The following is a 26,790-nucleotide window of genomic DNA, read 5'->3' as shown; positions in this document are numbered from 1 at the left end:
GCGGTGACGTCGAACTCGCCAACCACCCGGACGGCGGCCTGCGCGTCACCATTACGCTGCCCTGGCCAATTCACTGAGCGTTACCGCAGGTCACACCGGAGAGGGAAGCGGAAGCCCCAGCGCCCCCAAAGTTCGGAAATAATTTGTTACAATCGCGTCCTACAGCAGCAACACGCGGACCCTCTAATCGTAATCAGGCCTCGACAAGCAACAATGCGGCGATGTCCGAGGGTTGGTTTCACCGCTGGGGATGGCGTGAAAAGTGATGTCGAGATGCATCCCCGGCCACATTCCGGCCGGCCTCATCCGTCGGACGAGAGCGGTGGCCGAAGCCCGTGTGACTGGCTTGTTGCGGTGGATGTCCGCATGGGACGCGACGCAGCCCCACCGCATGCGGTGGCCACCGATGCCCGCCGCGCGCATGGGACGGCGCCAAGCAGCCGGTGACGCGAACGGAGCCATCTTGCAAGACCGCATCCATCAACGGCGCTACGACGATATCCATCGGCTTCTGGCTGGACAACGCGACGCCACACCGGCAGATACGACCGGTCACGCGATCGATATCCACGGCTCCCCGCTACAGAGTCTGCGTAAGGGAACAGCGTGACCGCCGCCGTCCGCTCCCTCCTGACCGCGACGCTCGGTCTGCTTCTTGTCTGGGGAGGGAGCGTCCTGTTCGTGACGCCGGCCGCCGCCCTGGCCGGCACGATCCAAGCCGGAGAGAACGCCGCCCAAGATGCCCTGACCAGCTGCGCCACGCTCACCGCCCTTGATGACCATGCCGGCAACCAGCAAGGCCATGGTCCCGACCATGACCGCAGCACTGGGATTCCCCACAACGGGTGCTGCACAACGGCGTGCTCCATGCTGGCGTTTGAACCGGGCAGGCTTCCCGTGACCGCCATCGTGTGGACCTTCGTGCGTGTCGCCGCGAGTGTCGACGATCCGCACGGGGGCCGTTTGATCTGCCCTCCCCAACGGCCTCCGAAGGCTATGGGCTGAGACTGAGGGCTGCTTATCCATCAAAGGCAGCCTCATCCCGTCCTGGTCACAGCGCCCCGCCGGTCGCCGGTGCGCCCTTGCTTGCTTTTCACTCACAGCCAAAGGACTCTATCCATGCGTTCCAACACCCGTAGCCTGACTACCGCCTCCCTGCTGGCCGGCATTGCTTTGCTGTCCGCCCCGGGGTTTGCCCTTGCCGGCGCGGGCGAACCCGGTCACGGGCACGCCGCCGCCATCGGCGAGCCGGCGAAGGCCTCTGCGGCAAAGCGGGTCGTGCAGGTCGAACTGGGCGACAACTATTACAAGCCGGAATCACTTTCGGTGAAGGCCGGCGAAACAGTTCGCTTCGTCCTCAAGAACAAGGGCGATTTCCTGCACGAGTTCAACATCGGCACCGCCACCATGCACGCCGCCCATCAGAAGGAGATGGCGATGATGGTCGAACACGGCATGCTGACGCCGACGGGCATCAACACGAGCATGAGCGGCATGGACCACTCCAAGATGGGGGGCATGGCCGAGATGAAGCACGACGACCCCAACAGCGTGCTCGTGGGACCGGGTGAAACCAAGGAACTGACCTGGAAGTTCACCAAGGAAACCGCCCTGGAGTTCGCCTGCAACATGCCAGGACATTATGAGTCCGGCATGGTCGGCAAGGTCGCGTTCACGCGCTGAGGGAGAATCCCATGAACACGGCATCGCGCGGGCTTTCCCGCCGCGATGCCCTCAAGCTCGCCGTAATGGCGGGGCTTGCGGGCGTCGTGACGGCCTACCCCGAACGCCGCACCTTCGCGGCGACCCAGCAAACCCTCGACCTGGCGGTCGAGCGCAGCCGACTGACGATCGACGGCGCCACCAGCCGCGGCATCGCCATCGGCGGTTCGATCCCGGCTCCGACGCTCCGTTGGCGCGAAGGACAGGAGGTGGTCGTCCATGTGACCAACAAGCTGGATGAACCGACCTCGATCCACTGGCATGGGCTGCTGCTGCTGGGCGTCATGGACGGCGCACCCGGCTTCAACGGCTACCAGCCGATCATGCCGGGCGAGACCTATACCTACCGGTTCCAACTGCGCCAAGCGGGCACTTACTGGTACCACAGTCACTCCGCCGGCCAGGAACAGGAGGGAATGTACGGCGCCATTGTCATCGAACCCGCCGAGCGCGATCCCGTTCGCGCCGACCGTGACTACGTCGTAGTGCTGTCCGACCACACGCCGGAACGGCCCGACGCGGTGCTCAGGAAGCTCAAGCTCGGAAGCGTGAGTGAAGGCTACTACAACCGCGGGAAACGGACCCTGTTCGACTTCTTCCAGGACGTCGACCGGGATGGCTTCGACGCCACCGTGCGCAATCGTCTTGACTGGGGCGACATGCTCATGGAGCCGACCGATCTGGCCGATGTCACCGGGTATAGCTTCCTGGTCAACGGCAAGGGGCCGCAGGACAACTGGACGGCGCTCTTCAACCCCGGCGAGCGCGTCCGGCTCCGCATCATAAACGCCTCGGCGATGACGATCTTCGACCTCCGCATTCCAGGCCTGCCGATGACGGTGGTAGCGGCCGACGGGCAGAACGTGGTGCCGGTGAAGGTCGACGAGTTCCGTTTCGGCGTCGGCGAGACCTACGATGTCCTCGTGCTGCCGCAGGAGGACAAGGCCTTCACCCTCTTCGCCGAGCCGATCGACCGCACCGGCTTCGCCCGGGCGACGCTCGCGCCGCGGGAAGGGATGTCGGGCGACGTTCCCGCCCGCCGCCCGCGCACCGTCCTGACCATGGCCGATATGGGCATGGATCACGGCTCCATGGCGGGGATGGATCACGGATCGATGGCCGGCATGGACCATGGTTCGATGAAAGGGATGGATCACAGCGCCATGATGGGCATGGGCACCGGATCGATGCCCGGCATGGACCACAGTGCCATGCCGGGTATGAACCATGGCGCCATGGCCGGTATGGATCAAGGGATGGCCAAGGCCTCGGATCGGGCGCTTGGCTGGGCGGACGCCGCGACCCCGCCAGGCACCAAGGCGCTGTCCTACGCGGATCTGAAAGCCTTCTCCAAGACCCGCGACCTTCGCGAGCCCGCCCAGGAAATCGTCGTGCGGCTGACGGGCATGATGTCCCGCTACATCTGGACCCTGAACGGCGCGAAGTTCGACCAGGGCACACCGATCCGGGTGGCGTACGGCGACCGCATCCGCATCCGCTTTGTGAACGAGACCATGATGGCCCATCCCATGCACCTGCATGGGATGTTCGTGGAGCTCGAAAACGGTCAGAAGGACCGTCTGCCCAGAAAGCATGTCGTCCTCGTGCCTCCGGGACAGACGACTTCGGTGCAGTTGACCGCGGACGAGCCCGGGGAATGGCCGTTCCACTGCCATCTGCTTTACCACATGGCTTCGGGAATGATGACCCGGTTCATCGTCGAACGCCGCACGGCCAGCCTCTGACAGGAAGCGACGCATGCGCATGATCACAATGGGCCTGAGACAGGCTCTGCTCCTGGCCGGGGCACTCACGCTGGCGGTGACGGCGACCGCGGCCAAAGCGGCCGACCCGTCCCACGCCCAACAGTTCCACGAGGAACCGGCGATCATATCGACCCTGCTGGTCGACCGTCTCGAACACCGCTTGAAGGACGGTGAAAACACGCTCGATTGGGACATCAAAGGGTTCATCGGTGGCGACAGCGACAAGCTCTGGCTCAACGCGAAGGGCAGCAAGCCGGTCGAAAGCGGAGCCGAGAAGGCCGAGTTCCAGCTTCTGTACAGCCGCTTGATATCGGAATTCTGGGATGCCCAGGTCGGTGTGCGTCACGATGTGCGGCCCCAACCGCAGACAACCTACGCCGTCGCCGGCCTCCAAGGGTTGGCGCCCTATTTCTTCGACGTCAACGCCCAGGCTTTTCTCAGTGAGGACGGCGCCCTGAGCGCCCGGCTCGAGGCCGAGTACGACCTGCTGATCACGCAGCGTCTGATCCTCCAGCCGGTCGCCGAAATGAATGTGTCGGCGCGGCGTGTCCGTGAACTCGATCTCGGTCGCGGCATCACCGACATCGAACTCGGCTTGCGACTGCGCTACGAGGTGGCGCGGGAGTTCGCGCCGTACATCGGGGTCAACTGGGAGCGCAAGCTCGGCGAGACCGCCGACATCACGCGGCGGCACGGCGAGGACGCAAGCGCGGTGTCGTTCGTCACCGGTGTTCGCTTCTGGTTCTAAGCCTTCGCGGGCTGGGTGTTGTATCCGCCCAGCCCGCTTCCACACGGCCTTTCACGCCGTGCCCAAACTCCAGGTACGGGCTGGTCGTCTTCCCATCCCCTGTTCGACCATCGGCGTGCCTGTGATCTGCCTGTCAAGCAAAGCGTGAACGACCCGATTGCCGTCCCGCGATCGGTTTGAAGGAAAGGGCGGCGATCATGACACCCAGCAAGAAGAAACTGATCCGCTTGCGTCAGGCCCGGACGTTGGAGGACTTGCGCACGTCGTTCCCGCGTGACTGGCGCATCGTGCAGCACAGGATCAGCGACATTCTCGAACGCGGAAAACCGCAGGATTTGGCGAACTTTACCAAGCAGACCATAGAACACTATCAAGCGCTGACCATACTTCTGGGCAAGATCCGCCCTAACAATCTGGAATTTGAAGTTTATTTGTCGCGCTTTGCGCAGGTCAGAATGGCTGCGTTTGTCATTAAAGATTTATCACGATTCGCCGGAGAAAATATCAAATCGCCAAAGCTGGGACGGATTGATAAATTCTTGATGGGCAATCTGCTGTTTCTTGACGAATTTCGGCGAAGGCCGGCATCGATATTTTGGTTTCGGCTGCTATGGCCAATGATCCGGCAACGGGACATGCTCATGCCTCTGGTGGAGTCCAAAGGCATCTATTGTTTCTACTCCAAAGAGTTCATAGCGCGGCTGGCGGAACTGATCGGCGCGCGTCCCTGCCTGGAAATCGCCGCTGGAGATGGCACCTTGACTCGATTTCTGCAGGACGCCGGCGTGTCGATCATCGCGACGGACAGTCACAGCTGGCAATCTTCCGTGACATACCCCGACAGCGTCACCAAATTGGATGCTCGTGCGGCGCTGCGGATGCACAAGACCAAGGTGGTCTTGTGCTCGTGGCCCCCCGCCAACAACGCTTTCGAGCGGTTCGTCTTCGAATCCGACTGTGTCGAGCTCTATCTTGTCATCGGCAGCCGGTATGAATTCGCGTCGAGCAATTGGCACGATTACCGTCGGCAGACCAATTTCACCGTGATCCACGACTTGGAACTGAGCCGTCTGGTGCTGCCTCCGGAGTTGGGCTGCGCGGTGTACCGGTTTGAACGAAAGGCTGCCTGACCGGGCCACTATCCCAGATCGGCTCCGCTCAAGATCGACGATGGTGGCTCGGGCGACCGGGGTGCTTCCAACCACATGGCGAACCCGGAGTCGTGCATAATGAGCACTTCATCGATCCACTGCCGATATGGCGTCAGATCGGTCAGCCCCAGCCGATGGGAGCAGACACGAGGTCCGTAGCTCAACAGGCTGCGACTGATGATCGCCAACACGGCCAGACCTCCCGAGGGGATGTGCAAGTAAAGCGGGCCCCCTGAATCCCCATCGCATCCGCTGCCGTCCTTGGTTTCCAGCAGAAACTCCGTCTTTCCCCATGTCCAGAGCACAGCCTCCAGGTCGAGATGGCGCAAGTGTCCCGCCCCCGACGCTACCGACCAGGTTGCGCTTCCATATCCCGCCAGAATGCCGTGGAACCCTTGGCCCGGCCCAACAAGGCCGGTGCCGGTGCCGGCCGTCCGATCCAACAGCACGGCTGGTCGGTGGGAGGCGGGAACAGGAACGGCCAAAAGGAGCAGCGCCAAATCGCCACGATCGACCGGCGCTTGCCGCCGGGCGATCCAGCCTGGATAGGGGATGGACCGCAGAACCGGTCGCGCCATGTCCTGTCCGGCCCGACCGCGTGTCGGCACGCCGAACAGCACGCTTATCGTGTCGTCCACGGTCGCGCAGTGTGCCGCGGTCAAAACGGCTGTCGTCGTGATGATGACGCCGCTGCAGAGTTCGGAGGTTCCATGGTTGTAGAGGGCGACCGTGCTGGCTGCAAACGCCGCTCCGTTCGACGCCGCGCGACCGCCTTCGATCGCACGCACCGAAGCCGGCGCGAACATGAGGACCATCAGGATGACTTGCAACGCAGACGTGAACCTCATGAACAGTCACTCCGTTACGAAGCGGCACCTGTCATCCCCCGTCTGCGCCAGCACCAATTATACATGTTTGAAACGTTCTTTTGAGACCACAAAAGCAGAGGGTGGGTATCTCTATTGAGTCGGAATCGACACTTATCCAGTGTGACGTGGGCTGAAACGACACAGGGCCGACGCCAGGGCGGTGCTGGTCCCGACGGAACCGCCATGGCGCCGAACGCGCATCACCGCTCCATCCGATGGGGCGTGACACCCGCCGCTAAAGGCGCAGCCGCCTCAGCCGCAAGGCGTTGCCGACCACGGACACCGAACTCAAGGCCATCGCCGCGGCGGCGATGATCGGCGACAACGTCCAGCCGAACAGCGGATAGAACACGCCCGCCGCGACCGGCACCCCCAGCGCGTTGTAAACGAACGCCAGAAAGAGGTTCTGCCGGATGTTCCTCATCGTCGCCCGGCTGAGCGTCCGCGCCCGCGCGATGCCTGCCAGATCGCCCTTGACCAGGGTGACGCCCGCGCTCTGGATCGCCACGTCGGTGCCGGTGCCCATGGCAACGCCGACGTCGGCCTCGGCGAGCGCCGGGGCATCGTTCACGCCGTCTCCGGCCATCGCCACCACGCGGCCCTGCGCCTTCAACCGCTTCACCACCTGGTTCTTGTCCTCGGGCAGAACCTCGGCCTCGACTTCATCGATGCCCAGACGGCGTGCCACCGCCTCGGCGGTGGTCCGGTTGTCTCCGGTCAACATCACGATGCGCACGCCGTCGGCCTTCAGCAAGTCCAGTGCCTGCTGAGTGGTTGCCTTGATCGGATCGGCGACCGCGATGATCCCTCCGGCTCCGCCATCCACCGCGGCGTACAGCGCTGTGGCGCCCTCGCGCCGCAGTTCGTCCGCGCGCGCCTCCAGATCCCCGAGGACGATGCCCTGGTCCCGCATCATCGCCGCGTTGCCGAGGGACACCGCGCGGCCGCCCACCGCGCCGACCACCCCTTTGCCGGTGAGGGAATTGAAATTGGAGACGTCCTGCATCGGCAGGCCGCGCTCCTTGGCGGAGGCGACGATGGCGGCGGCCAGAGGATGCTCGCTCGATCGCTCCAGGCTTGCCGCCAACGACAACAGGGTCGCCTCGTCCACTCCCGGCGCCGCGACCACGGCGGTGACCCGGGGCTTGCCCTCGGTGAGAGTGCCGGTCTTGTCGACGACCAGCGTGTCCACCGTCTCGAACCGCTCCAGGGATGCCGCGTCCTTGATGAGGACGCCCGCCGTGGCCCCCTTGCCGACGCCGACCATGATGGACATGGGAGTCGCCAGCCCCAACGCACAGGGGCACGCGATGATGAGCACCGACACGGCGGCGATCAGCGCATAGGCGAAGGCGGGCGGTGGCCCCCAGATCATCCAGCCGAGAAACGCCAGCACCGCCACACCGATGACGGCCGGGACGAAATAGCCGGAGACCACGTCGGCCATGCGCTGGATCGGCGCCCGGCTGCGCTGGGCCTCGGCCACCATGGTCACGATCCGCGACAGCATGGTGTCCGCGCCGACCTTGTCCGCCCGCATGACCAGCGCGCCGGTCTGGTTCACGGTGCCGCCGATCACCTTGGCACCGGTTTCCTTCTCCACGGGCAGGGATTCACCGGTGACCATGGATTCGTCCACGCTGCTGTGGCCCTCCAGCACTTCGCCGTCGACCGGAACGCCGTCACCGGGCCGGACACGGAGCCGATCCCCGACGTGAACCTGCTCCAAGGGGATTTCTTCGTCGTCCCCACCGTCTCCAACACGGCGCGCGGTCTTGGGTGCAAGGTTCAGCAAGGCGCGGATGGCGCCACCGGTCTGCTCACGGGCGCGAAGCTCGAGAACCTGTCCCAGCAGCACCAACACGGTGATGACCGCCGCAGCCTCGTAGTAGACCGCGACCAAACCCTCGGCGTTCCGGAACCCTGCGGGGAAGAGGCCGGGCAGGAATGTCGCGACCAAGCTGAAGCCGTACGCGACACCAACGCCGAGCGCGATCAGGCTGAACATGTTCAGACGGCGGTTGGCAAATGACCGCCAGCCGCGCTCCAGCAACGGCCAGCCCGCCCACAGCACCACGGGCGTCGCCAGGAAGACCTGGAGCCACAGGGACATTTGGGGAGAGATCAGGGCATGCAGTCCGAGTCCCGGAAGATGGGCGCCCAGTTCCAGAAGGATGAGCGGCACGGTCAAGACGGTGCCGATCCAGAACCGCCGGGTCATGTCCACGAGTTCCAGGTTCGGCCCGCCTTCTATCCCGGCCGTGACCGGTTCCAGCGCCATCCCGCAGATCGGGCAGTTTCCCGGACCTTCCTGCCGGATTTGCGGGTGCATCGGACAGGTGTAGATCACACCCTTTGTCGGCAAGACCTGCCCTACCGGCTCCGGCTCAGCGGGTTTGGCGGCCGGCTTCAGGTACGGCTCGGGGCCGCGACGAATTTGTCGTGGCAACGCGCCGAGCAGAAATGGAAGGTCCGGCCGCCATGCTCGGCGTGATGCGCGGTCCGCTCGGGATCGACCATCATGCCACAGACGGGGTCCCTCACCGTAGCGCGATCATCGTGCTCGGTATGGAGGCTGCCCCCGGCGGGATGGATATGACCGTGATGCCGATCATTCATCGTCGTGCCTCATTTCTTAGCACGCTCGCTCACGGCGGCGTGGCGTTTGCGGGTTTCTTCAGGCCAGGAACTCTTGATGAAGGCAAGGACCGCCCAGATCTCGGCGTCGCTCAGCACATCGCCGAAGCTTGGCATGTCGCTTTCGTAGCCGGACGGAGCGAAGGCGGCGACGCCCCGCTTCGTTATCGTGAAGAGGTCGCTGTCGGGGTGGTGCCACGTGTGCCCGGAGGCATCGTGCGGCGGCGCGGGCATGCGGCCATCCGGCTTGCGGCTCCGCCACTCCGGTTGGCCCTCGAGGCGGGCGCCATGGCACGACGCACAACGCTCGGTATAGATCACCGCCCCGCGAGCGACCTGCGCCCTGTCACTCGGATCAGCCCGACCCGACGCACCGGTGTGCCACAGGACTGCGCCTGCGATGGCCGCCCCAACCACCAAACCGGCACCGATCCTCATTGCCCAAGCCATGGGAACAGCCTTCGACATCATGACCGGAACGGCTTCCAGTTTTTTCCGCCGTCGTGGCTGGCGAGGATCACGCTTTTGTCCGTCACGGCGTAGAGTCGCTCGGCATTGGTCGGGTCCACCGCCAGATGCAGCAGGACGGCCTCGCCAAAGCCGTTGCTGACCGGTTGCCACGCCAAGCTCGGCTCGGTGGCCTTGAGCAACCCAACGCCGATCTGAAAGGCGTAGGCGGTGCCGTCCTTGGTCGTCGCCACCATGGTCGCCGGGCGTTGCACGATGGATGCGGTTTGCCACGTCCTGCCCGCGTCGCGGCTCACCGTCAGGCCGCTGCGTGTGGCGGCATAGACGGTGTTCGGCTCCTTGGCCGAGGCGGCGAGGTCGAACAGGTCGGCGGGCGGTTTGCCGGTGACCTCCCAACGCGCTCCACCGTCGCGACTGACCTGGACGCTGCCGTAGTAGCCGTACAGCATCGTCGGGTCGGCCGCGCTGACGTCCATGGCGTGGAAGTCCACCGGACCGCCGGCGCCCGAGGCGATCGGTGTCCAGGTTCTCGCTCCGTCCGTCGAGATGAGAACCCCCAGGTTTCCACCCGTCTCCGGGTGGCCGCTGGCGAAGAAGATGCCGGGCTGTACAGGGTTCGGCGTGAAACCCATGTAGTCATTGCGGTTGGTGGACACCCGAGTGGCGGTGTCGCCAGGGTTGGTCCGGTACACGCCGAAATGGGAGGCGAGGTACAGCTGCGTCGGATCCGATGGGTCCACGGCAATTCCGTGCAGGTGAGACACGTCAGCCAGCCTCAGGGTTTCCTCGGCGCGAACCTGCGTGGTGGCGACCGCGCCGAAGAGGAGGGCGGCGGCTATCGCCCGTGTTTTCTTGATGTTCATCGCGCGTCTCCGCGTTGACGGGTGCGACGCCTCCCCCCTGGTCACCGGATCGGTGGTGGGGGCGACGACCAAAACCTTCCCTTCACCGGGGCCATCGGCGATGGCTTGGCCCCTGGTTTTGATGCTTGTGCGCGCCGAAGGCGTCATCCGGCCGCTCGTCCGGAACGAGGTCCGTCCGCGCCGCGTCCGGCGGCGAGCCGGGGAAACCACGCCGGCGTGGCCACGGCATAGCGCTCGTACTCGGTTCCAAAGACCCGCAAGGCCTCACGCTCTTCGGACCGGGCCAGACGCGTGTACATCAGCACCAACAACGGAAACATCGTCAGCGTCAGGATCGTCGGCCATTGCAGCAGGAAACCGAACAGGATCGCCAGAAAGGCGATGTACTGCGGGTGCCGGACATGCGCGTAGACGCCCGTCGTCGCAAGCCGATGCCGCCGCTGCGCCTCGTGAAGCACCTTCCAGGCCGCCGACAGCAAGACGAAGCCCGCCAGGATCAGCAGGTTGCTGAGAATGTGCGGCACACTGAAATGCGGGTTGCCCGTGAGGCCAAAGACCGTCGACCAGAGGTGCCCGGCGTCGTGGGACATCAGGTCGAGCCCCGGATAGCGGGTCTGCAGCCACCCCGAGAGCAGGTAGATGGTCAACGGGAAACCATACATCTCCGTGAACAGAGCCACGATGAAGGCGCTGAACGCCCCGAAGGAGCGCCAATCCCGCGATGACTGCGGCTTGCCGAAGCTGAAGGCGAAAACGATGAAAATGGCCGAGTTGAGGATGACCAAGACCCACAACCCATAGGCTGGTGCATCCGTCATGGCGTGTCTCCCTTGGTTGGACGGTTGGCGTCATCGCCGTTTCCGTCGTGTCCGCCATGCCCATGGCCACCGTGCATGAAGACATGCATCAGAGGGCACAGGAGCAAGAGCAGGAAGGGAAGCGCATCGAGCACATGGGTGACATGGAAGAGAGACAGGTACAGCGCCGCCAAAGCAACGGCCCCGAGCCCGGCGAGCCCGGTCCAGGTTCGATACCAAGCGGTGCCCGCCGCCGGTTTCGTTGCGTGAGAGGAATGGTCATGCGTCATGGTCGTCTCCATCATCTGATTCGGGCGGAGTCCGGACAGCCTCATGGAATGCCGGAATCAAGCCGCAGGGCACGAAAACCGAGACCGGCATCCTTCCTAACCCGAGGCTCAGGTTGGCTGCGGACGGACTCGTGACATCAGACGATCACAGGGGAGGACGGAGCGCGGGCACGGTGCCGATGCCCTCCGGCGAGACGAGCCCCGGCTGCTGGCGCTCCCGTCCGAGCCGGGGGATGAAGATCTCGACGGCGCTTGCCAGCAGACCCGAATGCATGGTGGCGCAATGGGCCACCATGCAGCAGAGGCCGTCGTCGAGCGAAGTATGGTCGTCGTCACAGAGGGCTTGTTCACCGTTCTGCTCATGGTCGCTCACGGTCGCAACGGCGGCCGTGGAATCGTTCAACTCCGTGGTGATCTGGAGCGTGGAGGGTTGCGGCATCAGGACGGCATGGCTCGACGCAGCATAGACGAACATCGTCGCCAACATCAGCAGGCCGACCACTACCCTCCTGACCGTCGACCGCGCCCTGCACCCCATGACGACCGCCCTTCCCATACAAGCTGGACCCTGGTGAAGGCTCCTCGACAGACCCAGCCCATCAAAAGCCTAGAAGTCTTGAGCAAACGCCGCAAGCGCTCGCAGCGGCCTGGACGCCGTGCGTTTCCGGCACCCCGAGGGGGGTGCGGCAAAATGCCGCTTGATCGCCACTGCCGTACACAGAGTGCGCAATTCTTTCATCGATCGAACGGCAGGCTCTCACGCCGCCCGACAGCGGGCGTCATGGCGACAACGCCACTTTCGGAGACCCGGTGAGGGGTGTCGGGAACCAAGCCAATAGAGCGCTGACAGCACCCCGGTGCGAGCGGCCCCCCGTGCTGCGTGGCATCAGACTGCGGCACGGACGTCGTAGCCAACGCCCTCGATAGCTTTGCGGATAGCACTCTCATTGGCGTTGCCCTCGATGGACACCTCTCCGGCCATCAAGTCGACCGAAACGCGTTCAACCGACGGCAACGCTTCGACCGCCTTGGTGACTGTCTGGGCACAATGCCCGCAAGTCATCCCATCCACCTTGAACTTCAGCATGGTATCCTCCACAAAGCGGAAAGCGTCAGCATCCGGCTTCCAGCGATGGGAAGGTCAAGAGCGAAAATACGCGGTTAGCGCTGGGCCTGTTGGGGTGGATGCCGGTCGAGCCATTTGTCGAGCTGCTTGATCTCCTTGGTCTGGTCTTCGATCACCTTGCGTGCCATCTTTTTTAGCTCGGCGTCCTTGCCCTGTTCCAGTTCGATCCGGGCCATGTCGATTGCTCCTTGGTGATGCGCACGCATCATCGTCGCAAAGTCATGGTCAGGGTCGCCAGTCATTGGTTGCGCCATCATGGTTTGCTGCATCGTGCGCATGGCGTCCATCATAGCTTGGGACCCGGCCCCATTGGGCATGGCGCCTTGCCCCTGCGTCATGCCCTGTGCGGCTTTTTGTTGCGCCAGCGCCGGTGCGGCGGTGGTCATGGCAATGGCGAGCGCCAATGAGGTGGTCAGACGGACACGCGATATCGTACGCATCGGTTTTCTCCCTGTGAACATGCCACACGGCAACGGCGTGATAGGGACAGCCGGACCGATAGGCCTTCAACCCAAACCGCGGCCTTGGCGTTCCGGACAGCTGGCCAGGGCGACCGTGGGATCTTCACTCTCCAGTTACATTTTGAAACACAACTGTCTTGATACAGAAAAAATTGAACCATAATAGTTTACCACTATCGACACTGTCCGGCTTTTTCAAAATAGAATGACGGTGGTTACAATCCAATCAGACCACCGTCGCTGTCTTGGTTAATTAAAATTCCGAAGCATATCAAACACACCCCCCTCATAGAGCGTGCAACCGGGGATTTCAGGTTCGACTGCGTGGGAGGCTGCCTTCGGTCGGTTATATCCGATATCTGACTGAAATTCTGCTTTTGCATCGTCGGCGCCTAATCCTCGCCAAGCTGAATTACGAGGGGGAGATGGCGAAGAAGCTTTTGCCAACTCTCTTGCAAAGATTGCGATCGGATCATGGACTTGCGCCATCTCCATCACTTCGACACACTGGCCGAAACTGGTAGTCTTCACCGCGCCGCCCACCGGCTCGGTCTGCGCCAGCCGGCGCTCAGCCAGTCGATCCGTGCCCTGGAAGCCGATGTAGGAACCCGTCTTGTCGAACGCAGTCCAACAGGGTCGCGCTTGACCCGAGCGGGAACCGCTTTCTTGCATGAGGTCCGCGCAATCCTGACCGCCCTCGACCGGGCCACCCACATTGCGAGGCTGGCCGCCAACGTGCCCGCACCGCTTCGTCTGAGTGTCACCGCCGATATTCCCGCCCGCCGGTTGACGGCATTGGTACAAAAATTCCAAGAGATCAACCCGGAGGACCGTGTGATTGTCGTAACCGTCCGACGATGGCCGCCTTGCGAGGAGCAAACGAAGCGGGCTGAGTGAGGGCGCTGCGGATGGCCGCGGCTTGGTCCTATGTCCAGCCCCATGGCTATGCTTATGACTTACCAGCGCGTCGAGGTGATCACGGGATCGGAGAAGCGCCGCTTCTATAGCGCCGCGGACAAGGCGCGGCTGGTTGCGGAAGCGTTCCGGCCCGGCGTGGTGGCCTCCGAGGTGGCCCGCCGGCACGGCCTCAACGTCAGCCTGCTGTATCGCTGGCGTCGGCAAATCGAAGAGCAGCAACCGGGCCGGTCACCCGAACCACCGGTGAGTTTCATGCCCGTGCGGATCGCCGACGCCCCGCCGTCCATCCCGGACGACAAGATGGCGCCCCTTCCGCCCGCCGGAACCAGCATCATCGAGATCGTGCTGCCCAGCGGCCATTGCCTGCGCGTCGACCGGCATGTCGATGCGGGCGCCCTGCGTCGGGTCCTCGCCGTTCTGGAGCGCCGATGATCCCGGTCCCCGCCGGCGTGCGGATCTACCTGGCGATGGGCGCCACCGACATGCGCAAGGGCTTCGACGGCCTCGCCCTGTTGGTCCAGGAGGTTCTCAAGAAGGATCCCTACTCCGGCCATCTCTTCCTGTTCCGGGGCCGCCGAGCCGACAAGATCAAGATTCTCTACTACGACACCAACGGCCTGTGCCTGTTCGCCAAGCGCCTTCAGCGCGGCCGGTTCGTCTGGCCGGTGTCGCGCGAGGGCGTGGTGACGCTAACCCCGGCGGAGCTGGCGATGCTCGTGGAAGGGCTGGACTGGCGCGCGGCGGAACGGACCTGGAAACCCGACTTGGCCGGATGACCCGGAGCGGGCCGGGCGCGACACGGTGACTCAGCCGCCCTCGGACCGGTCGTCGGGATCCCGGTGTCCTGGTAAAATCGCGCCATGGTTTCCGATCCCGCCCAGCTTCTGGCCGACAACGCGGCGTTGCGGCAGCTCGTTGCCGAGCAGGCGGCCCGGCTGCATGCCCAGGAGGCGGCGTTGCGCGCCAAGGACGCGGCGCTCGGCGCGGCGCTGGAGGGCATCAAGAGCAAGGCGCTGGAGATCGAGAAGCTGAAGCTTCAGCTCGCCCGGCTACGCCGCATGCACTTCGGCCAGTCCTCGGAAAAGCTGGGCCGAACCATCGCCCAGCTGGAACTGGCGCTGGAAGACCTGGAAGCCGCCGAAGGCGAGCAGGCCGCCATCGTCGCGGAGGCCGACGCGCCGCCGGTGAACGCCGACACCAAGCGCCGGCCCAGGCGCACGCTGCCGCCCGATCATCTGCCGCGCGAGGAACGGGTGCACGAGCCCGACAGCGGGACCTGCACCTGTGCGCAGTGCGGCGGAACGCTGCGCCGGCTGGGCGAGGACCGCGCCCGGCAGCTGGAATACGTGCCGGCGCGCTTCAAGGTGGTCGAGCACGTCCGCCCGAAGTTCTCGTGCCGGCGCTGCGAAGCGATCACCCAGGCGCCGGCGTCGCTGCCGATCGAGCGGGGCCTGTTCGGGCCGGGGCTGCTGGCCCACCTGCTGGTAAGCAAGTTCGACGATCATCTGCCGCTGTACCGTCAGGCGGAGATCTTCGCCCGCCTGGGCCTGGAGCTGAACCGCTCCACCCTGGCCGATCAGGTCGGCCACGCGGTTCGGCTGCTGCGCCCGCTGATCCAGGCCATCGAGACCAGCGTCATCGGTTCCGCCAAGCTGCACGCCGACGACACCCCGGTCCCGGTGCTGAGCCCGGGGGCCGGGCGGACCAAGACCGGCTACCTGTGGGTCTACCTGCGCGATGATCGCCCCTGGAACGGCCCGTCGCCTCCGGCGGCGCTGTACCGCTACAGCCCCGGGCGCAGCGGCGAGCATCCGCGCGGCCACCTGAAGGATTTCCAAGGGGCGCTGCAAGCCGACGGCTATGCCGGGTTCAACGGCCTGTACGAACCGGGTCCCGACGGACAGGCCCGGATCATCGAAATTGGCTGCATGGCCCATGGCCGTCGCAAGTTCCACGACGTGGCGGTTTCGGCCAAAGGCAAGGCGCCGATCGCGGCGGAGGCTTTGCGGCGGATCGGCGAGCTGTATGCGGTGGAGGCCAGGATCGCCGGCCAGGATGCCGATGAGCGCCGGCGCGTGCGCCAGGCCGAGGCCGCCCCGAAAATGGCCGCGTTGAAGGCGTGGCTGGAGGAGACGCTGGGCCGGCTCGACGGCAAGTCGGACACCGCCAAGGCGGTGCGCTACATGCTCAACCGCTGGACGGCGCTGACCCGTTACCTGGACGATGGCCGCCTGGAGATCGACAACAACGCCGCCGAACGGGCGCTGCGCGCTGCCGTGCTGGGGCGGAAGAACTGGCTGTTCGCCGGAGCCGACGTCGGGGGTGAACGGGCCGCGGCGATGTACACGCTCATCGAAACGGCCAAGCTCAACGGGCTCGACCCCGAGGCATACCTGCGCGACGTGATCGCCCGCATCGCCGATCACAAGATCAGCCGCATCGACGAACTGCTGCCCTGGAACTGGACCAAGGCCGCCGACGTCACCGGAAACGCTGACGCCGCGTAGCTCGGCGGACGCTTACTGATTGTCAGCGATGGGTCCGCAACGCATTTGCTATCCCAGCTCGATGCCGAGTTGTTGGACCTTGTCCTGCTGCCTGCTGCGGTGACGGTTGGCCACGGTGGCAACCGGGAAACCTTATGGCGGGAAGATCTGCACCTAGCCCTGCCGACAGCCCACCCGTTAGCGGCCGAAGCAGTCATCGATCTCCGGCGGCTGGCTAAGGAGGCTGTGATCGTTGGAGCAAACCGGGAGCCGTGGGCCGCCGACAAGGTGCTACTGGAGGGCTGCCGTACCACCGGGGCTTCACCGCACGTTGTGGCGGCGGTGCAGTACCAAGAGGTCCGGTTGGCCTTGGTCGCTGCCGGTGTCGGCCTGACTACCCTGCCCGCCTCCAGACTCGAGACGGAAACTGGAAACGGCATCGTCCACCGGCCGACCATGCCGCCGCTGCACCTGAGCGTCGCTGCGGCGTGGCCGGCGTCCGGTCCATCGGCCCCGGCCCAGCGCTTTCTCGATCAAGCCCGCGCACTGGTAACCGGCGGAAATCATCCATCCGCAGACCCCCGCGAAGTACCAGAAGAAGAGGCTCGCCAGCTTCGAAGGTGATGACTGGTGCCCGCTCGAGCATGTCTTTGGCGGCACGGTTCAACGGGCTTTCCACGCTCCGCCCCGGAACGGTACCGAGCAGACTGCCGCCACCCGTAAGCGCCGTCGCCGCGACGTCCACCGCCGTGCTGGCGGCGATCAACCGCCCGGTCTGGAGCCACGGCACCTCCACCGATCCGACCAGCCCCGCCGCACCGGTGGCGTCCGCTCCGACAGCGGCGACACGCACAACCGGCGCCGGTGATCGAACCGCCGCTCAGCGAGCCCGGCCGAAGTCATCGGCCTTCAGACCGCTCCGCAACAGCAGCAGCACCGGCTCTCCGGCATCAAGCGTGATGACGGGCGCCCGGTCGAGCAGGTCCTTGGCCGCCTTGTCGAGGGGGCGATCGATGCTGTGTCCGAGCATGCCGCCGATCAGGCTGCCGCCGCCGGTCAGCGCCGCCGCCGCGACGTCCGTTGCCGCGCTGGCGGCGATCAGCAAGCCGGTCTGGAGCCACGGCACCTCCACCGACCCGGCCAGCCCCGCCGCACCGGTGGCGTCCGCTCCGACAGCGGCGACACGCACCATGTCATTGCGCGGCCAAGGCCGGGTGATCACCGGGTTGGCCACTTCGATGCGCTTCTGCCCCTTGGTGACGCCGCTGCCCACGTCCAGCGTCACCACCGAGCCGGCCGGCACCGCCAGGCAGGAGAAGCCGGCGTCCCAGACGTCCTGCGTCACCCGCGCCGTGACGATGCCGCCGCGCTCGGTCACCACGCGGTTCACCGTCAGCAAGGGGATCGGCATGCCCGGCGGCACGAAGCAGTCGGAACCGGCGACGGCGAAGTCCGACGTTCCGGCCTGGACGGCGGTCACGGCGCCCGTATCCTCCTTGCGGCTCCAGCCGCCGACGCCGGCCTCCATCGCCTTCTTGCGCAGTTCGTCCTCCTTCGGGGGCTCCTTGGCCTGCGGCCGGGGCAGCGGTGGGGCTGGCTCCTTCTTCTCGATGCGGGGAGCCGGCGGCGGGGCCGGCTTGGGCGCCATGTCCTCGTAGCTGGGCAGCTGCGGCTCCGGCTGGGTCGGGCCGAGGGCGGCGGACAGCTTGGGCAGGCCCCCGGCCCCCTGGCTGCGGCCCAGCATGTAGGCCGCCAACCCCAACCCGATCACCACGGCCGCCACCAGCAGGATGCGGACGACGTGCGGACCGGAGGTGATCACCCGGTGGCGGGCCAGCGGATCGGGCGGCAGCGGCGGTGGGGTGTCGTTGACCGATGTCACGGGCGGGCCCTCCGGATGTGGACTTCCTGCGTACCGATGGCCAGCAGCAGGTGGTCGTGGATGCCGGCGACGCGGTAGGTGGCGTTCATCCGGCCGTACTGGACGGGGATGCGGGTGCCGTCGGCACCGATGCGCCAGAGGATCGGCGCGCCGTAGGCGCCGAGCGCGCCGGGGGTGAAGTTGATGACCGTCACCTCGCCGTCGTCGCACACCGGCGGCTGGCCGTCGGGGGTCGGCACCGGCCGCCACTCCGGCGTGTCGCCGTCGAGCGTGTAGGTGCAGCGCCGGTCCCGGTAGGCCAGCTCGGTGGTGCGGTCGCGCCGGTCGCCGGCGGCGCTGGGAAGAGCGGCTGCTTGACCGTTCAGGGTGGCGAGGTAGTCCTCAGGGTAGCGCCAGCGCACCTCGACGTGGTGGGTGCGCCTGTGCGTCTCGACGTTGAGATCGTATTTGCGCTCGCTGGTGAAGACGGAGATCTGCTGGTTGAGGCCGGCGCGGCGCGGCATGAAGGCGATGCACTCGGTGCGCTGGACGCCCTTGCCGAAGCTGTAGGGCTGGTGGGGAATCCACACCTGGGCGCCGGGGGCGACGATGTCGCGTACCACCTCGCCCGGCTTCAGGCAGACCAGCGTCTGGTTCCCCTCGGCCATGTAGACGAGGTACTGCAGGTCGGGCTGGTACCAGTATTCGCAGCTCTTGCCCTTGAAGCAGGTCAGCGTCGGCAGGTCGAGCGCCGCCTCGTTGGCCTGCCCGACCCAGTTACGCGTCTGCACCCGCGACGGCCGCGGCCCCGCTTTTTCCTTCGGCTCGCGCTCCATCGCCGTCGGTGGGATGTGCAGGTTGGCCAGCGTGTAGGGGCGTTGCGGAATGGCGGGACCGGCGGCTGGCGCCGAGGACGGCTCGGTGGCGCAGGCGGCGAGCAGCGGCAGCGCCAGCAGGGAAACCGGGAGTCTCATGGCTGGGGCTCCATCGTCTCGGATTGGGGGATGGGGTGGGCTTTAGCCGGCTCCTTCGTCTCGGCCTTCAGCGGGGTGCCGCTGGGCTCGGAGAAGCCGGAGATCGACACGCCGTCGAGCGCGCCCTCGCGCGACGGGCCGTCCACGGTGACCACGGCCGCGCTCATCATCGCCTTCGCGCGCGGCTTGAAGTCCCGGTACACCGTCTCCGTCCACACCACGTAGAAGGCGGTAGCGCCGGTCTTCGGGTCGGCCTCGCGCTCCTGGACGCGGACGTCGGCGACGTCGCGGGTCCAGCCCTCGCCGGGGCGAGGTCGACGGCCAGCAGGGCGTCCCACTTGCGTTCGGCCCCGCCGGTCAGCCGGGCCCGGGCGGCGGCGCGGTCCTTGGCCAGCATCACCGGATCGGTGCCGATCTGCCGCTGCCAGCGCACGAACCACTGGACAGCGTTGATCCGGGCGCCCTTGGTCACGGTGAGGGTGTTGTCGAGCAGCACGAGGCGCTGGTGGCCATCCATTGCCTGCTCCACCCGGTAGATCGGCTTGTACCGGGCGATCTCCACCAGCTTGCCAGCGATGCGCAGGTTGTCCCAGGTCATCAGCGAGCCCCAGGACAGGCCGAGCACCGCCAGGGCGAAGGTCCAGCGCTTCAGCCGCAGCGCCTTGGCCTCGCGGCTGGCGCGGTAGGTCATGGCGGCGAGGTATTTGGCGCTGTCGGGCACGGCCGCCGGCGGCAGGTCGTAGACGTTGACGACGCGCTCCTTCATGACGGGTCGATCTCCTTGTCGTCGGCGCGGCGATCCGTTCCGGGCGTCTTGCCCGGCGGGTCCTGCGGCCGCTCGGTGGCGTTGGAGGCAGGGCGGCGCAGCCAGGAATCCTCGCCGCCCCAGCGTTCGATAAGCCGGCTGGCCTGCCCGCGGGTGAGATTGGGATCGACGGTGCGGCCGGCGGCGAGACGGTCAAGTTCGCCGCGCTGGGCGTCGGTCATCGGTTTGTCCCAGCCGCTGCCGCGCGGGGCCGAAGCCCGGGAACCGCCGAAGCGGCCAGCCGGGTAACGACGCCCGGTGGAATCACCGCCGGTCCCGCCACCAGCGCCGCCCCCGGTCCCGCCGGTGCTGCCGACGGACGCGGTTGCACCAGTCGTCACATGACGCAGGCCGCTCCACACCGCCGAGGCGCCGACGGCAAGGCTGCCGGGCGCCCCGGTGGTCGCAGCCGCCGCCCCGGCCATGCTGCGCATGCCGAGCCAGCCGGCGGTCCACAGCGCGGCCAGCGCCGTCATGCCGTCCATCACCGGTCCGCCGTTGACCAGTCCGGCGGCGGCGCGCGGCGCCTTGATCGCCAGCACGAAGATGGCGGCGGCCAGCACCGCCACCCCGAAGGCCTGGGCCAGCGTCGGCGTGCCCTGGAAGGTCAGCGCCAGCAGCGTGGCGCTGCACATGGCGATGACGCAGCCGAGCACCAGCAGCTTGAGCGCGGAGGCCGCGATGTAGCCGATGGCGCGTTCGGCGACGAAGCTGGTCGGCCCCAGCACGGCGAAGGGGATGGCGAGATAGGCGGCCAGCGACAGCAGCCGGTATTCCAGGAAGGCGAGGAAGACCTGGATGGCCAGGATGCAGAAGCTGACGATCACCACCAATGCTGCCAGCAGGAAGATGACGATCTCGACGAAGTTCAGGAAGAAATCGACCGGTCCCAGCATCTCCTTGACGCGCCGCATCAGCGGGATCACCGCCTGGATGCCGAGGTGGGCGATGTAGCCGGGGTCGTCGAGGGAGAAGCCGCCGCCAGGGCCGAGGTTGAGCCCCTGCTGGGCGGCAGCCTGCATCAGCGCGGCCGAGCCGGCGGGAAACCACTCGACCAGGGCGCCGATGGCGGCGAACTTCAGCAGCATGCGCAGGAAGGGGCCGTGCACCGCCGCCTTGCCCTCGAACAGCCAGAGCAGCAGCGCCAGCGTGTAGGACAGCATCATCAGCAGGCGCAGGGCGGTCTGCACGTCCGGCCCGAGCAGGCCGAGCCCGGTGATGACGGCGGCGGTGAGCTGGTGCAGGGCGGTCGACAGGCCGCTGACGTCCATGGCCGGTCACTCCCGCACAGGATCGGCCGGCACCGGCCTCTGGTAGCGGCCGATGCCCTCCCAGGCCGGGTTGCTACGCTCCAGCCGCTCCAGGGCGGACGCCCCGTCGTCGGAGCGGGCGTAGAGGGTCAGGGCCACGGCGCCGGCGATGCTGACCAGCAGCATCGCGCCCAGCGCGATCAGGATCGAGCGTGCGGTCATGATTCAACTCCCCGGGGTGCCATAGGTGTCCAGGCCCTGCCAGTTGATGCGGGTGTGCTGGCGGGCGCGCTCGACGGCGGCCTGCTCGTAGTCGAGCTGGGCTTCGGCCGCCCGGTGGTGGGCCGCCTGCATCATCAGGAGCTGGCCGGCGACCTCGGCGTTGAGCAGCGTCGCCTGGGTGCCGGCGTCGATCGCGCAGGTCTGGCCGTCGCACGCCTTCAGCGCCGCCATCAGCGCCTGGGCGCGCGCCGGGTAATCCTCGATCCCGGTCATGACGTCGGCCGAGACCAGCTTGCTCGCCCGGCTGGCGTCACGGGCGAGACGCGCCTGCTCGGCCTGATGCTCCGCCAGGGCCTCGGCGGACATGCCCTCGGGCAGGGCGTCGGGGTAGAGGTCGGCGAACTGCTGCCCGACGCCGTCCAGGCTCCACAGCACCCGGTCCACCAGACCGGCCGCGCGGCGGGCCTCGCCGAGCCGGACGGCCACCGCGACGCGGGTGTCGAGATCCGACAGTCGCCGCATGCGGATCATGTTGTCGATCTGGGTCAGCATGTGCGCGGTCTGGGCGATGATCTCGACCTCCTGCCGCTGCACCATCTCCTCGACGACGCGCGGCCGGCTTTCCACGATCGGGCAGCCGGGCGCCTGGGAGCCGCCGCTCCCCGTCACGCCGGATGCGGCTCCCATGACGGCTCCGGCGGCTCCGCCGGTGACATAACCGGCAACGACGGACAGCGCGGTGCCGAACAGCCCATCGCCCTCCTCGGAAAAGCAGCCTCCTCCGCCACCACCGCCGAAGAAGCTGTTGAGCAGCCCGCCCAGGAAAGCGTGGGCCGGAGGCGGGCCGGCGGTCAGGCCGACCGTGAGGGCGAGCGCCGCCGTGGCGGCGCGCAGGGTTTTGGCTCTCATGGGGAGTCTCCTTCATAGGTCGTCTCCAGGGTGTCGGCAGCCTCGGCCAAGCCGTGACGGCGCAGCCACTCGGCCGCGAAACGTTGCGGGCCCACGTCGGTCCTCAGCTCAAAAGCCCGGCGCTTGTGGGCGGCCCCACCGCAGCCGCAGACGGCGAGCGCCGCAGGGTCGAGGGTGAGCTGCCCCAGCCGGCTGCCCTCGGGCGTCTTGAAGAAGACGTCGCGGCGCGGTATGGCGCGGGCGACCTGAGCGGCCTGGGTGGCGTTCAGTCCCCAGTCGCGCAGGATGGAGCGCTTGGCGGCGTTGGGGTCGGCGAGCAGCACCAGGACCTGGATGGTCTTCAGCATCGCCGCGATGGCCGAACCCTCGATGTCGTCGAGCTGGTGGGTGGCGAGAACCAGGGCCACGTTCTTCTTCGGCCCGCGCCGGCGCAGCTCGTCCAGCTCGGCCGGCTGGTGTTTGAGCGCCTTGAACGCCTCATCCACCAGGAACAGCGTCGGCCGACCGTCCTCGAACAGCGGTAGAAGCGGCGGAACAGCGCCGTGATCACCGGGGCGGCGCCGGGACCGCGGTCGATCAGCGCGCCGATGTCCACCGTGGTCCAGGCGGAGCCGAGGAAGCGGTCCTCCGCCGCATCGACGAGGTCGCCGTAGGGGCCGCCGCGGCAATAGGGCTCCAGCGCGATGCGGATGATGTTGTCCTGCACCAGATGGGCGAGGTGCGACAGCGTGCGTTCGGTCGGCGGCGAGACGGCCAGCAAGTGCAGGGCGGCGTCCACCGCGTCGCCGGCTTCGGCCGCCGACAGGTTGCCTGGCGCCAGCACGCCCTGAAGGCGCAGCAGATCCATGATGAAGCCGTGCCCCCAGGCGAAGCCGTTGGGGGTGTCGACGTCGACCAGCGGCTGTAAGGCAAGGTCGCCGAGCGCTCCGTCGCCGGAACCCATGGACAGGAACTCCCCGCCGGCCGCCCAGGTCGCCACCAGCGACGTGCTCTCGGTGGCATCGACGTCGATCCACACCACGCGCCCATTCGGCACCCGAGCGAGGAACTGGTGGCCCATGAAGGCCAAGACGGTGGACTTGCCGGTGCGCGGCGGTCCGATCACCAGCGCCGCCCCGTCCTGCCCCTGGTGGATGTCGACCATCAACGGGGTTCCGCCCTCGGCCTCGACCTGCATCAGCGGATCGCATTTGAGGTGCGGGTTGCGCTCCGGCCCGCCCCAGGCCGACGACAGGATCAGGAAGTCGGCAAGCTGGACCTGGGTCAGCGGCACCTTGCGGGGATTCGGGCGGACATGGCCGGGCAGCGTGCCGTACCACGCCCGCTCGGCGCCCCAGGTCTCCTCGATCACGGTGAACCCCAGCGTGCGCAACGCCTTGACCAGCTCGTCCCGGCGTTCCTCCACCTCCTCGACGGAGCGGCCCCACAGCACGGCCGTGGGCGTCATCCAGCCCGAGCTGGTGCCGGCCTGCTCGGCCTCCAGCCGGGCGGCCTCGGCCTCCAGCGCCTCCATGACGCCGACCGGGTCGTGGCGCAGCGCGGCGTAGCCGCCGATGGCGCGCAGCAGCACCGAGCGCCAGTCGTAGGAGGTGTCGTCGTGCTTGCGCCAACAGGGCGGCGAAGACGCCGCGCGCCTGCACGTGGTCCATCGCCTCGAAGCGCACCGACCAGCGGAACTCGAAGGGCAGCTTGTCCAGCACGTTGAGCAGGCCGGGATGGCTGACCTTGGATAGCCGCCGATGCCGATCAGGCGGACCGGCCATTCCGTCCCGCCGTTGCTCCAGGCCGGGAACGAGCCGGGCTTGAAGCCGACGTCCACCAGATTGGCCTTGATCGGGAAACCGGGAATATCGGGGGCGGTGACGTGGCGCTGGTACAGCGGCGAGACGCAGTTGTGCAGCAGGGTCTGCACGCCGTCGTCGTCCAGCATCCTGGCCCAGCCGACGGCGCGGCCGAACAGGGAGGCGAACTGGAGCACCAATTGCCGGAACGGCTCGACGTGGTCGCGCATCACGTCCGGCCGGGCTCGTTCGGGCGGGTTGCGGGTGAACCAGGAGGCCACGGTGCGGGTGGTTGGCCGCGACGGCGTGTGGGTGATCGCCACGAAGGTGCGCGTCCGGAGCTGCCGGCCGACTTCGTCGAGGCGGTCGCGCCGTTCCCGGTCGATCAGCTCGGAGACAGGGTGCGCACCCGTGCTGCGCGGGTAGCCGCCGACCTCGCGCCGCTGCGTCTCGAAATGGAAGGTCCAGCCGCCGGTGAAGGGGAACAGCACGTTGCCGGCGGCCAGCGCCGTCTGCATCCGCTCGGCCGGGTCCTGGCCGTCCTGGTCGCGGCCGCCGTACTCGACGACGGCCATCAGCGCGCCGTCCTCCTCCAGCAGCACCACGCCGGGCCAGACGAAGCAGTCCCACGGCAGGTGCCGGGACAGGGAGTCGAAGCCGTCGTCGAAGGCGGTCAGGTCGAGCATGCCTCACCTCGGGGCGCGGTAGGATGACAGGGACAGCGAGGCGCCGCGGGTGCGCAGGGCGCGCAGCAGCCAGGCCGAGGCGTTCTGGCGGACGATCTCCAGCCACCAGGGATCGCGGCGGGTCAGGGTGCGCGCCGTCAGGAAGACCAGCAGGAACCCGCCACCGCCTGGGGGATGGCGCCAGGGCCAGCCACAGCTCCGCGGCCAGCCAGACGGCGATGGCCAGCAGCTCCATGGGCACGCCGAGCGGCATCTTGGTCGGCCGCACCGAGGTGCGGCGCACCGGCTTCTCCCAGCCATCCGGGAAAGATGGCGGCGGCAGCGGGGTCTCCACGACTCAGCCCCCCGCCAGCGCGATGATGGCGTCGCGGGCACCGTAGGCGGCGGCGCCGGCCACGGTGAAGACGAACACCACCACGCCGGCGATGGCGGGAGAACATCGCCCGCGACCAGCGCCAGCAGCAGGCCGGCGGTGACGGCGATCGGCACGAAGTTGGTGTCGAACACCGCCTGCCAGGACAGCAGTTTCCGCGCCCAGATTGGCGATCACCTGGGCGTGCGCCGGCAGCGCCGTCCACGCCAGCACCAGCGTCAAGGCCAGCCCCCGGCGCGCGTTACCGTTGCGTCGCATCGTCACCTCCACCGTCAAGCTCCCCCGCCCCCAGCGGGCGGAGGACGAAGCCGTGCTCCGGGTCGAAGCGCTCGACCCGGACGATCTCGTTCACGAAGCGGCGCCCATCGGAGCGGCGGGCGAGGTGCACCACCGCGTGCACCGCCTTGGCGATCCAGCGCATCTGCAGGGCGTCCATGGCGACGCCGCCCAGCCCGACCATCTGGGCGATGCGGTCAAGGGCGTCCCAGGCCGAGCCGGCGTGCACGGTGCACAGGCCCGGATGCCCGGTGGTCCAGCCGACGACCATCTGCCGCGCCTCGGCCCGGCGCACCTCGCCCAGCACAAGATGCGTCATCGGCACGCGCAGGGCGTTGGCGACCAGCATCTCCAGGGTGACCGGCGGCTCGGCCCACGGGTCGGCGACCATGGCGTAGGCAAAGGGGCACGGCGGCTCGAACTCGTAGGGGTCCTGGAGCACCGCCGGCAGGCCGGTCATGAAGGCGGGTTCCTCCAGGCAGGCGCGCAGCAGCGTCGTCTTGCCGGTGTCCACGTCGCCGGCGATCACCACGGTGCGGCGCCCATCAATCAGCTGGCGGAGGATCCGCGCCTGGAGTGTTGTCGCGGCACCGGAGAGCACCCAGTCGTCGAGCGTGATGCGGCCGCGGTAGGGCTTGCGGATCGAGCAGGCCGGGCCGGTGGTGACCGGTTCGATGTCGGCGTGGATGCGCTCGCCGGTCTCCGGCAAGGTGACGTCGAGCGTCGGGCGGTCGCGGCGCAGCTCCTTGCGCTGGAAGCCGGCGACGTAGGCGAGGAAGCGGCGGACCTGATCGGGGTCGGCCTCGCGGACGAACTCCGGCGAGGGGCCGTTCTTGACCAGCACCCGGCAGGCCCCCTGCCCGCGCAGCGGCGGCAGCACCAGGACGTTGGCGACGTCCTCACGGGAGAGCAGGTCGCCGAACAGCCCGTCCATCAGCCGGCGCAGGGCCAGCAGCAGCATCTCGTGCCGCGCCGGCTCGTCGATCACCACCAGCCCGGTCATGCTGCCCCTCCCGGCCGGCGGCCGCGGCGTTTCCATTCCTCCAGGATTGCCGCCCGGGTCTCGGCCACCGCCTCGTCGTCCACCTCCAGCCCGACGTTGAGCAGGGCGAGCTGGGTCACCACCATGTCCTCGATGCGCAGGATGGTGGCCTCGATCTGGTCCTCCTCGACGCGGGCGCGGGCCAGCGCCGACAGGCCGCGGTCGACCACCAGGGCGACGGCCTCGGCGAAGTGGCGCAGCCGGTGGCGCTCCTGGACGATCTCAATCTGCCGGGCCAAAGCCTCGGGGATGCGGGCGGAGATGTGGCGGAGTTTGCCCGGGGTGTCAGCGTCGTGGCTCATGGTGGGG

General features: G+C 67.2%; 30 protein-coding genes and 1 pseudogene. 10 read left to right on the top strand and 21 right to left on the bottom strand.

What is annotated here, in order from left to right; translation table 11 throughout:
• The first annotated feature begins 606 nt into the window (after positions 1–606).
• The 5 genes from F1643_RS14405 (at position 607) to F1643_RS14385 (ending at position 5,366) form a co-directional block, all read left to right on the top strand.
• Positions 607–1,005, top strand: coding sequence for a hypothetical protein (locus tag F1643_RS14405; protein WP_194913892.1), 399 nt, complete (start codon positions 607–609; stop codon positions 1,003–1,005).
• A 114-nt stretch (positions 1,006–1,119) separates the two neighbouring features.
• Positions 1,120–1,683, top strand: a complete 564-nt coding sequence (locus tag F1643_RS14400; protein WP_194913891.1) for a plastocyanin/azurin family copper-binding protein — start codon at positions 1,120–1,122, stop codon at positions 1,681–1,683.
• 11 nt (positions 1,684–1,694) lie between these two features.
• The gene (locus F1643_RS14395) at positions 1,695–3,467 is read left to right on the top strand and encodes a copper resistance system multicopper oxidase (RefSeq protein ID WP_194913889.1); all 1,773 of its coding nucleotides are present in this window, start codon (positions 1,695–1,697) and stop codon (positions 3,465–3,467) included.
• Between the two features lie 13 nt (positions 3,468–3,480).
• Positions 3,481–4,236 carry a copper resistance protein B gene (locus F1643_RS14390; protein WP_194913887.1) on the top strand — a complete coding sequence of 252 codons (756 nt, stop codon included), beginning with the start codon at positions 3,481–3,483 and terminating at the stop codon, positions 4,234–4,236.
• A 197-nt stretch (positions 4,237–4,433) separates the two neighbouring features.
• On the top strand, positions 4,434–5,366 hold the full coding sequence (locus F1643_RS14385; protein WP_194913886.1) for an SAM-dependent methyltransferase: 933 nt from the start codon (positions 4,434–4,436) through the stop codon (positions 5,364–5,366).
• A gap of 8 nt (positions 5,367–5,374) precedes the next feature.
• Here the strand turns inward: F1643_RS14385 and F1643_RS14380 are convergent, their stop codons facing one another.
• From F1643_RS14380 to F1643_RS14335, 9 genes and pseudogenes are all read right to left on the bottom strand, one after another.
• Positions 5,375–6,235, bottom strand: a complete 861-nt coding sequence (locus F1643_RS14380; protein ID WP_194913885.1) for a trypsin-like serine protease — start codon at positions 6,233–6,235, stop codon at positions 5,375–5,377.
• Positions 6,236–6,491: 256 nt separating this feature from the next.
• Positions 6,492–8,779, bottom strand: a pseudogene (locus F1643_RS14375) (heavy metal translocating P-type ATPase).
• A gap of 105 nt (positions 8,780–8,884) precedes the next feature.
• Entirely contained in the window at positions 8,885–9,331 is a 447-nt protein-coding gene (locus F1643_RS14365; RefSeq protein WP_194913894.1) for a cytochrome c, read from the bottom strand.
• Between the two features lie 29 nt (positions 9,332–9,360).
• Positions 9,361–10,224: an exo-alpha-sialidase gene (locus F1643_RS14360; RefSeq protein ID WP_194913883.1), complete on the bottom strand. Its 864-nt coding sequence runs from the start codon at positions 10,222–10,224 to the stop codon at positions 9,361–9,363.
• Positions 10,225–10,367: 143 nt separating this feature from the next.
• Positions 10,368–11,042, bottom strand: coding sequence for an isoprenylcysteine carboxylmethyltransferase family protein (locus F1643_RS14355; RefSeq protein WP_194913882.1), 675 nt, complete (start codon positions 11,040–11,042; stop codon positions 10,368–10,370).
• Positions 11,039–11,311: a DUF2933 domain-containing protein gene (locus tag F1643_RS14350; protein ID WP_194913880.1), complete on the bottom strand. Its 273-nt coding sequence runs from the start codon at positions 11,309–11,311 to the stop codon at positions 11,039–11,041. Before F1643_RS14350 ends, F1643_RS14355 begins: the two co-directional genes overlap by 4 nt.
• A gap of 145 nt (positions 11,312–11,456) precedes the next feature.
• A complete protein-coding gene (locus F1643_RS14345; RefSeq protein ID WP_194913878.1) occupies positions 11,457–11,813 on the bottom strand; it encodes a hypothetical protein in 357 nt (118 codons plus the stop codon).
• A 384-nt stretch (positions 11,814–12,197) separates the two neighbouring features.
• Entirely contained in the window at positions 12,198–12,398 is a 201-nt protein-coding gene (locus tag F1643_RS14340) for a heavy-metal-associated domain-containing protein (protein WP_194913876.1), read from the bottom strand.
• A gap of 74 nt (positions 12,399–12,472) precedes the next feature.
• Positions 12,473–12,877, bottom strand: coding sequence for a DUF305 domain-containing protein (locus tag F1643_RS14335; RefSeq protein WP_194913874.1), 405 nt, complete (start codon positions 12,875–12,877; stop codon positions 12,473–12,475).
• A gap of 495 nt (positions 12,878–13,372) precedes the next feature.
• Between F1643_RS14335 and F1643_RS14330 the strand changes: the two genes are divergently transcribed.
• The 5 genes from F1643_RS14330 to F1643_RS14310 all read left to right on the top strand — a co-directional run bounded on the left by F1643_RS14330 (position 13,373) and on the right by F1643_RS14310 (position 16,926).
• Positions 13,373–13,795, top strand: a complete 423-nt coding sequence (locus F1643_RS14330; protein ID WP_194913872.1) for a LysR family transcriptional regulator — start codon at positions 13,373–13,375, stop codon at positions 13,793–13,795.
• Positions 13,796–13,849: 54 nt separating this feature from the next.
• A complete protein-coding gene (locus F1643_RS14325) occupies positions 13,850–14,248 on the top strand; it encodes a transposase (RefSeq protein ID WP_194910917.1) in 399 nt (132 codons plus the stop codon).
• The gene (gene tnpB, locus F1643_RS14320) at positions 14,245–14,592 is read left to right on the top strand and encodes an IS66 family insertion sequence element accessory protein TnpB (protein ID WP_012976048.1); all 348 of its coding nucleotides are present in this window, start codon (positions 14,245–14,247) and stop codon (positions 14,590–14,592) included. The genes F1643_RS14325 and tnpB overlap by 4 nt, the downstream gene beginning before the upstream one ends.
• 84 nt (positions 14,593–14,676) lie before the next feature.
• Positions 14,677–16,323, top strand: a complete 1,647-nt coding sequence (locus tag F1643_RS14315; protein ID WP_194913870.1) for an IS66 family transposase — start codon at positions 14,677–14,679, stop codon at positions 16,321–16,323.
• 15 nt (positions 16,324–16,338) lie between these two features.
• Positions 16,339–16,926: a LysR substrate-binding domain-containing protein gene (locus F1643_RS14310; RefSeq protein WP_255542807.1), complete on the top strand. Its 588-nt coding sequence runs from the start codon at positions 16,339–16,341 to the stop codon at positions 16,924–16,926.
• 256 nt (positions 16,927–17,182) lie between these two features.
• Here the strand turns inward: F1643_RS14310 and F1643_RS14305 are convergent, their stop codons facing one another.
• From F1643_RS14305 to F1643_RS14260, 12 genes are all read right to left on the bottom strand, one after another.
• Complete coding sequence (locus F1643_RS14305; RefSeq protein WP_194913867.1) at positions 17,183–18,184, bottom strand: TrbI/VirB10 family protein; 1,002 nt, start codon at positions 18,182–18,184, stop codon at positions 17,183–17,185.
• Positions 18,181–19,137 carry a TrbG/VirB9 family P-type conjugative transfer protein gene (locus tag F1643_RS14300; protein WP_194913866.1) on the bottom strand — a complete coding sequence of 319 codons (957 nt, stop codon included), beginning with the start codon at positions 19,135–19,137 and terminating at the stop codon, positions 18,181–18,183. Before F1643_RS14300 ends, F1643_RS14305 begins: the two co-directional genes overlap by 4 nt.
• Complete coding sequence (locus tag F1643_RS23330) at positions 19,134–19,340, bottom strand: hypothetical protein (protein WP_255542802.1); 207 nt, start codon at positions 19,338–19,340, stop codon at positions 19,134–19,136. Before F1643_RS23330 ends, F1643_RS14300 begins: the two co-directional genes overlap by 4 nt.
• Positions 19,304–19,903 carry a hypothetical protein gene (locus F1643_RS14295; RefSeq protein WP_255542801.1) on the bottom strand — a complete coding sequence of 200 codons (600 nt, stop codon included), beginning with the start codon at positions 19,901–19,903 and terminating at the stop codon, positions 19,304–19,306. Before F1643_RS14295 ends, F1643_RS23330 begins: the two co-directional genes overlap by 37 nt.
• A complete protein-coding gene (locus F1643_RS14290; protein ID WP_194913865.1) occupies positions 19,900–21,213 on the bottom strand; it encodes a type IV secretion system protein in 1,314 nt (437 codons plus the stop codon). Before F1643_RS14290 ends, F1643_RS14295 begins: the two co-directional genes overlap by 4 nt.
• Before the next feature lie 6 nt (positions 21,214–21,219).
• Entirely contained in the window at positions 21,220–21,414 is a 195-nt protein-coding gene (locus F1643_RS14285; protein ID WP_194913856.1) for a hypothetical protein, read from the bottom strand.
• 3 nt (positions 21,415–21,417) lie between these two features.
• Complete coding sequence (locus F1643_RS14280) at positions 21,418–22,323, bottom strand: hypothetical protein (protein ID WP_194913854.1); 906 nt, start codon at positions 22,321–22,323, stop codon at positions 21,418–21,420.
• Entirely contained in the window at positions 22,320–22,730 is a 411-nt protein-coding gene (locus F1643_RS23325; protein ID WP_255542800.1) for a hypothetical protein, read from the bottom strand. Before F1643_RS23325 ends, F1643_RS14280 begins: the two co-directional genes overlap by 4 nt.
• Positions 22,664–24,790 (bottom strand): conjugal transfer protein TrbE, encoded by a 2,127-nt coding sequence (locus tag F1643_RS14275; protein WP_255542799.1) that lies wholly within the window; start codon positions 24,788–24,790, stop codon positions 22,664–22,666. The genes F1643_RS23325 and F1643_RS14275 overlap by 67 nt, the downstream gene beginning before the upstream one ends.
• A 337-nt stretch (positions 24,791–25,127) precedes the next feature.
• Complete coding sequence (locus F1643_RS14270) at positions 25,128–25,421, bottom strand: hypothetical protein (protein ID WP_255542798.1); 294 nt, start codon at positions 25,419–25,421, stop codon at positions 25,128–25,130.
• Entirely contained in the window at positions 25,405–26,442 is a 1,038-nt protein-coding gene (locus tag F1643_RS14265; protein ID WP_194913853.1) for a CpaF/VirB11 family protein, read from the bottom strand. The genes F1643_RS14270 and F1643_RS14265 overlap by 17 nt, the downstream gene beginning before the upstream one ends.
• Positions 26,439–26,783: a hypothetical protein gene (locus tag F1643_RS14260; protein WP_194913851.1), complete on the bottom strand. Its 345-nt coding sequence runs from the start codon at positions 26,781–26,783 to the stop codon at positions 26,439–26,441. Before F1643_RS14260 ends, F1643_RS14265 begins: the two co-directional genes overlap by 4 nt.
• Positions 26,784–26,790 lie beyond the last annotated feature (7 nt).

It is taken from the genome of Azospirillum sp. INR13, from assembly GCF_015390205.1.
Taxonomy (GTDB): domain Bacteria; phylum Pseudomonadota; class Alphaproteobacteria; order Azospirillales; family Azospirillaceae; genus Azospirillum.
This window is presented reverse-complemented; position numbering and strand designations above follow the sequence as displayed.

Excerpts from the sequence above, each read along its gene's own strand:
- F1643_RS14400 (WP_194913891.1), top strand. The coding sequence starts at position 1,120 with ATGCGTTCCAACACCCGTAGCCTGACTACCGCCTCCCTGCTGGCCGGC.
- F1643_RS14395 (WP_194913889.1), top strand. The coding sequence starts at position 1,695 with ATGAACACGGCATCGCGCGGGCTTTCCCGCCGCGATGCCCTCAAGCTC.
- F1643_RS14390 (WP_194913887.1), top strand. The coding sequence starts at position 3,481 with ATGCGCATGATCACAATGGGCCTGAGACAGGCTCTGCTCCTGGCCGGG.
- F1643_RS14385 (WP_194913886.1), top strand. The coding sequence starts at position 4,434 with ATGACACCCAGCAAGAAGAAACTGATCCGCTTGCGTCAGGCCCGGACG.
- F1643_RS14380 (WP_194913885.1), bottom strand. The coding sequence starts at position 6,235 with ATGAGGTTCACGTCTGCGTTGCAAGTCATCCTGATGGTCCTCATGTTC.
- F1643_RS14365 (WP_194913894.1), bottom strand. The coding sequence starts at position 9,331 with ATGAGGATCGGTGCCGGTTTGGTGGTTGGGGCGGCCATCGCAGGCGCA.
- F1643_RS14360 (WP_194913883.1), bottom strand. The coding sequence starts at position 10,224 with ATGAACATCAAGAAAACACGGGCGATAGCCGCCGCCCTCCTCTTCGGC.
- F1643_RS14355 (WP_194913882.1), bottom strand. The coding sequence starts at position 11,042 with ATGACGGATGCACCAGCCTATGGGTTGTGGGTCTTGGTCATCCTCAAC.
- F1643_RS14350 (WP_194913880.1), bottom strand. The coding sequence starts at position 11,311 with ATGACGCATGACCATTCCTCTCACGCAACGAAACCGGCGGCGGGCACC.
- F1643_RS14340 (WP_194913876.1), bottom strand. The coding sequence starts at position 12,398 with ATGCTGAAGTTCAAGGTGGATGGGATGACTTGCGGGCATTGTGCCCAG.
- F1643_RS14335 (WP_194913874.1), bottom strand. The coding sequence starts at position 12,877 with ATGCGTACGATATCGCGTGTCCGTCTGACCACCTCATTGGCGCTCGCC.
- F1643_RS14330 (WP_194913872.1), top strand. The coding sequence starts at position 13,373 with ATGGACTTGCGCCATCTCCATCACTTCGACACACTGGCCGAAACTGGT.
- F1643_RS14325 (WP_194910917.1), top strand. The coding sequence starts at position 13,850 with ATGACTTACCAGCGCGTCGAGGTGATCACGGGATCGGAGAAGCGCCGC.
- tnpB (WP_012976048.1), top strand. The coding sequence starts at position 14,245 with ATGATCCCGGTCCCCGCCGGCGTGCGGATCTACCTGGCGATGGGCGCC.
- F1643_RS14315 (WP_194913870.1), top strand. The coding sequence starts at position 14,677 with ATGGTTTCCGATCCCGCCCAGCTTCTGGCCGACAACGCGGCGTTGCGG.
- F1643_RS14300 (WP_194913866.1), bottom strand. The coding sequence starts at position 19,137 with ATGAGACTCCCGGTTTCCCTGCTGGCGCTGCCGCTGCTCGCCGCCTGC.
- F1643_RS14295 (WP_255542801.1), bottom strand. The coding sequence starts at position 19,903 with ATGAAGGAGCGCGTCGTCAACGTCTACGACCTGCCGCCGGCGGCCGTG.
- F1643_RS14290 (WP_194913865.1), bottom strand. The coding sequence starts at position 21,213 with ATGGACGTCAGCGGCCTGTCGACCGCCCTGCACCAGCTCACCGCCGCC.
- F1643_RS14285 (WP_194913856.1), bottom strand. The coding sequence starts at position 21,414 with ATGACCGCACGCTCGATCCTGATCGCGCTGGGCGCGATGCTGCTGGTC.
- F1643_RS14280 (WP_194913854.1), bottom strand. The coding sequence starts at position 22,323 with ATGAGAGCCAAAACCCTGCGCGCCGCCACGGCGGCGCTCGCCCTCACG.
- F1643_RS14275 (WP_255542799.1), bottom strand. The coding sequence starts at position 24,790 with ATGCTCGACCTGACCGCCTTCGACGACGGCTTCGACTCCCTGTCCCGG.
- F1643_RS14270 (WP_255542798.1), bottom strand. The coding sequence starts at position 25,421 with ATGCGACGCAACGGTAACGCGCGCCGGGGGCTGGCCTTGACGCTGGTG.
- F1643_RS14265 (WP_194913853.1), bottom strand. The coding sequence starts at position 26,442 with ATGACCGGGCTGGTGGTGATCGACGAGCCGGCGCGGCACGAGATGCTG.
- F1643_RS14260 (WP_194913851.1), bottom strand. The coding sequence starts at position 26,783 with ATGAGCCACGACGCTGACACCCCGGGCAAACTCCGCCACATCTCCGCC.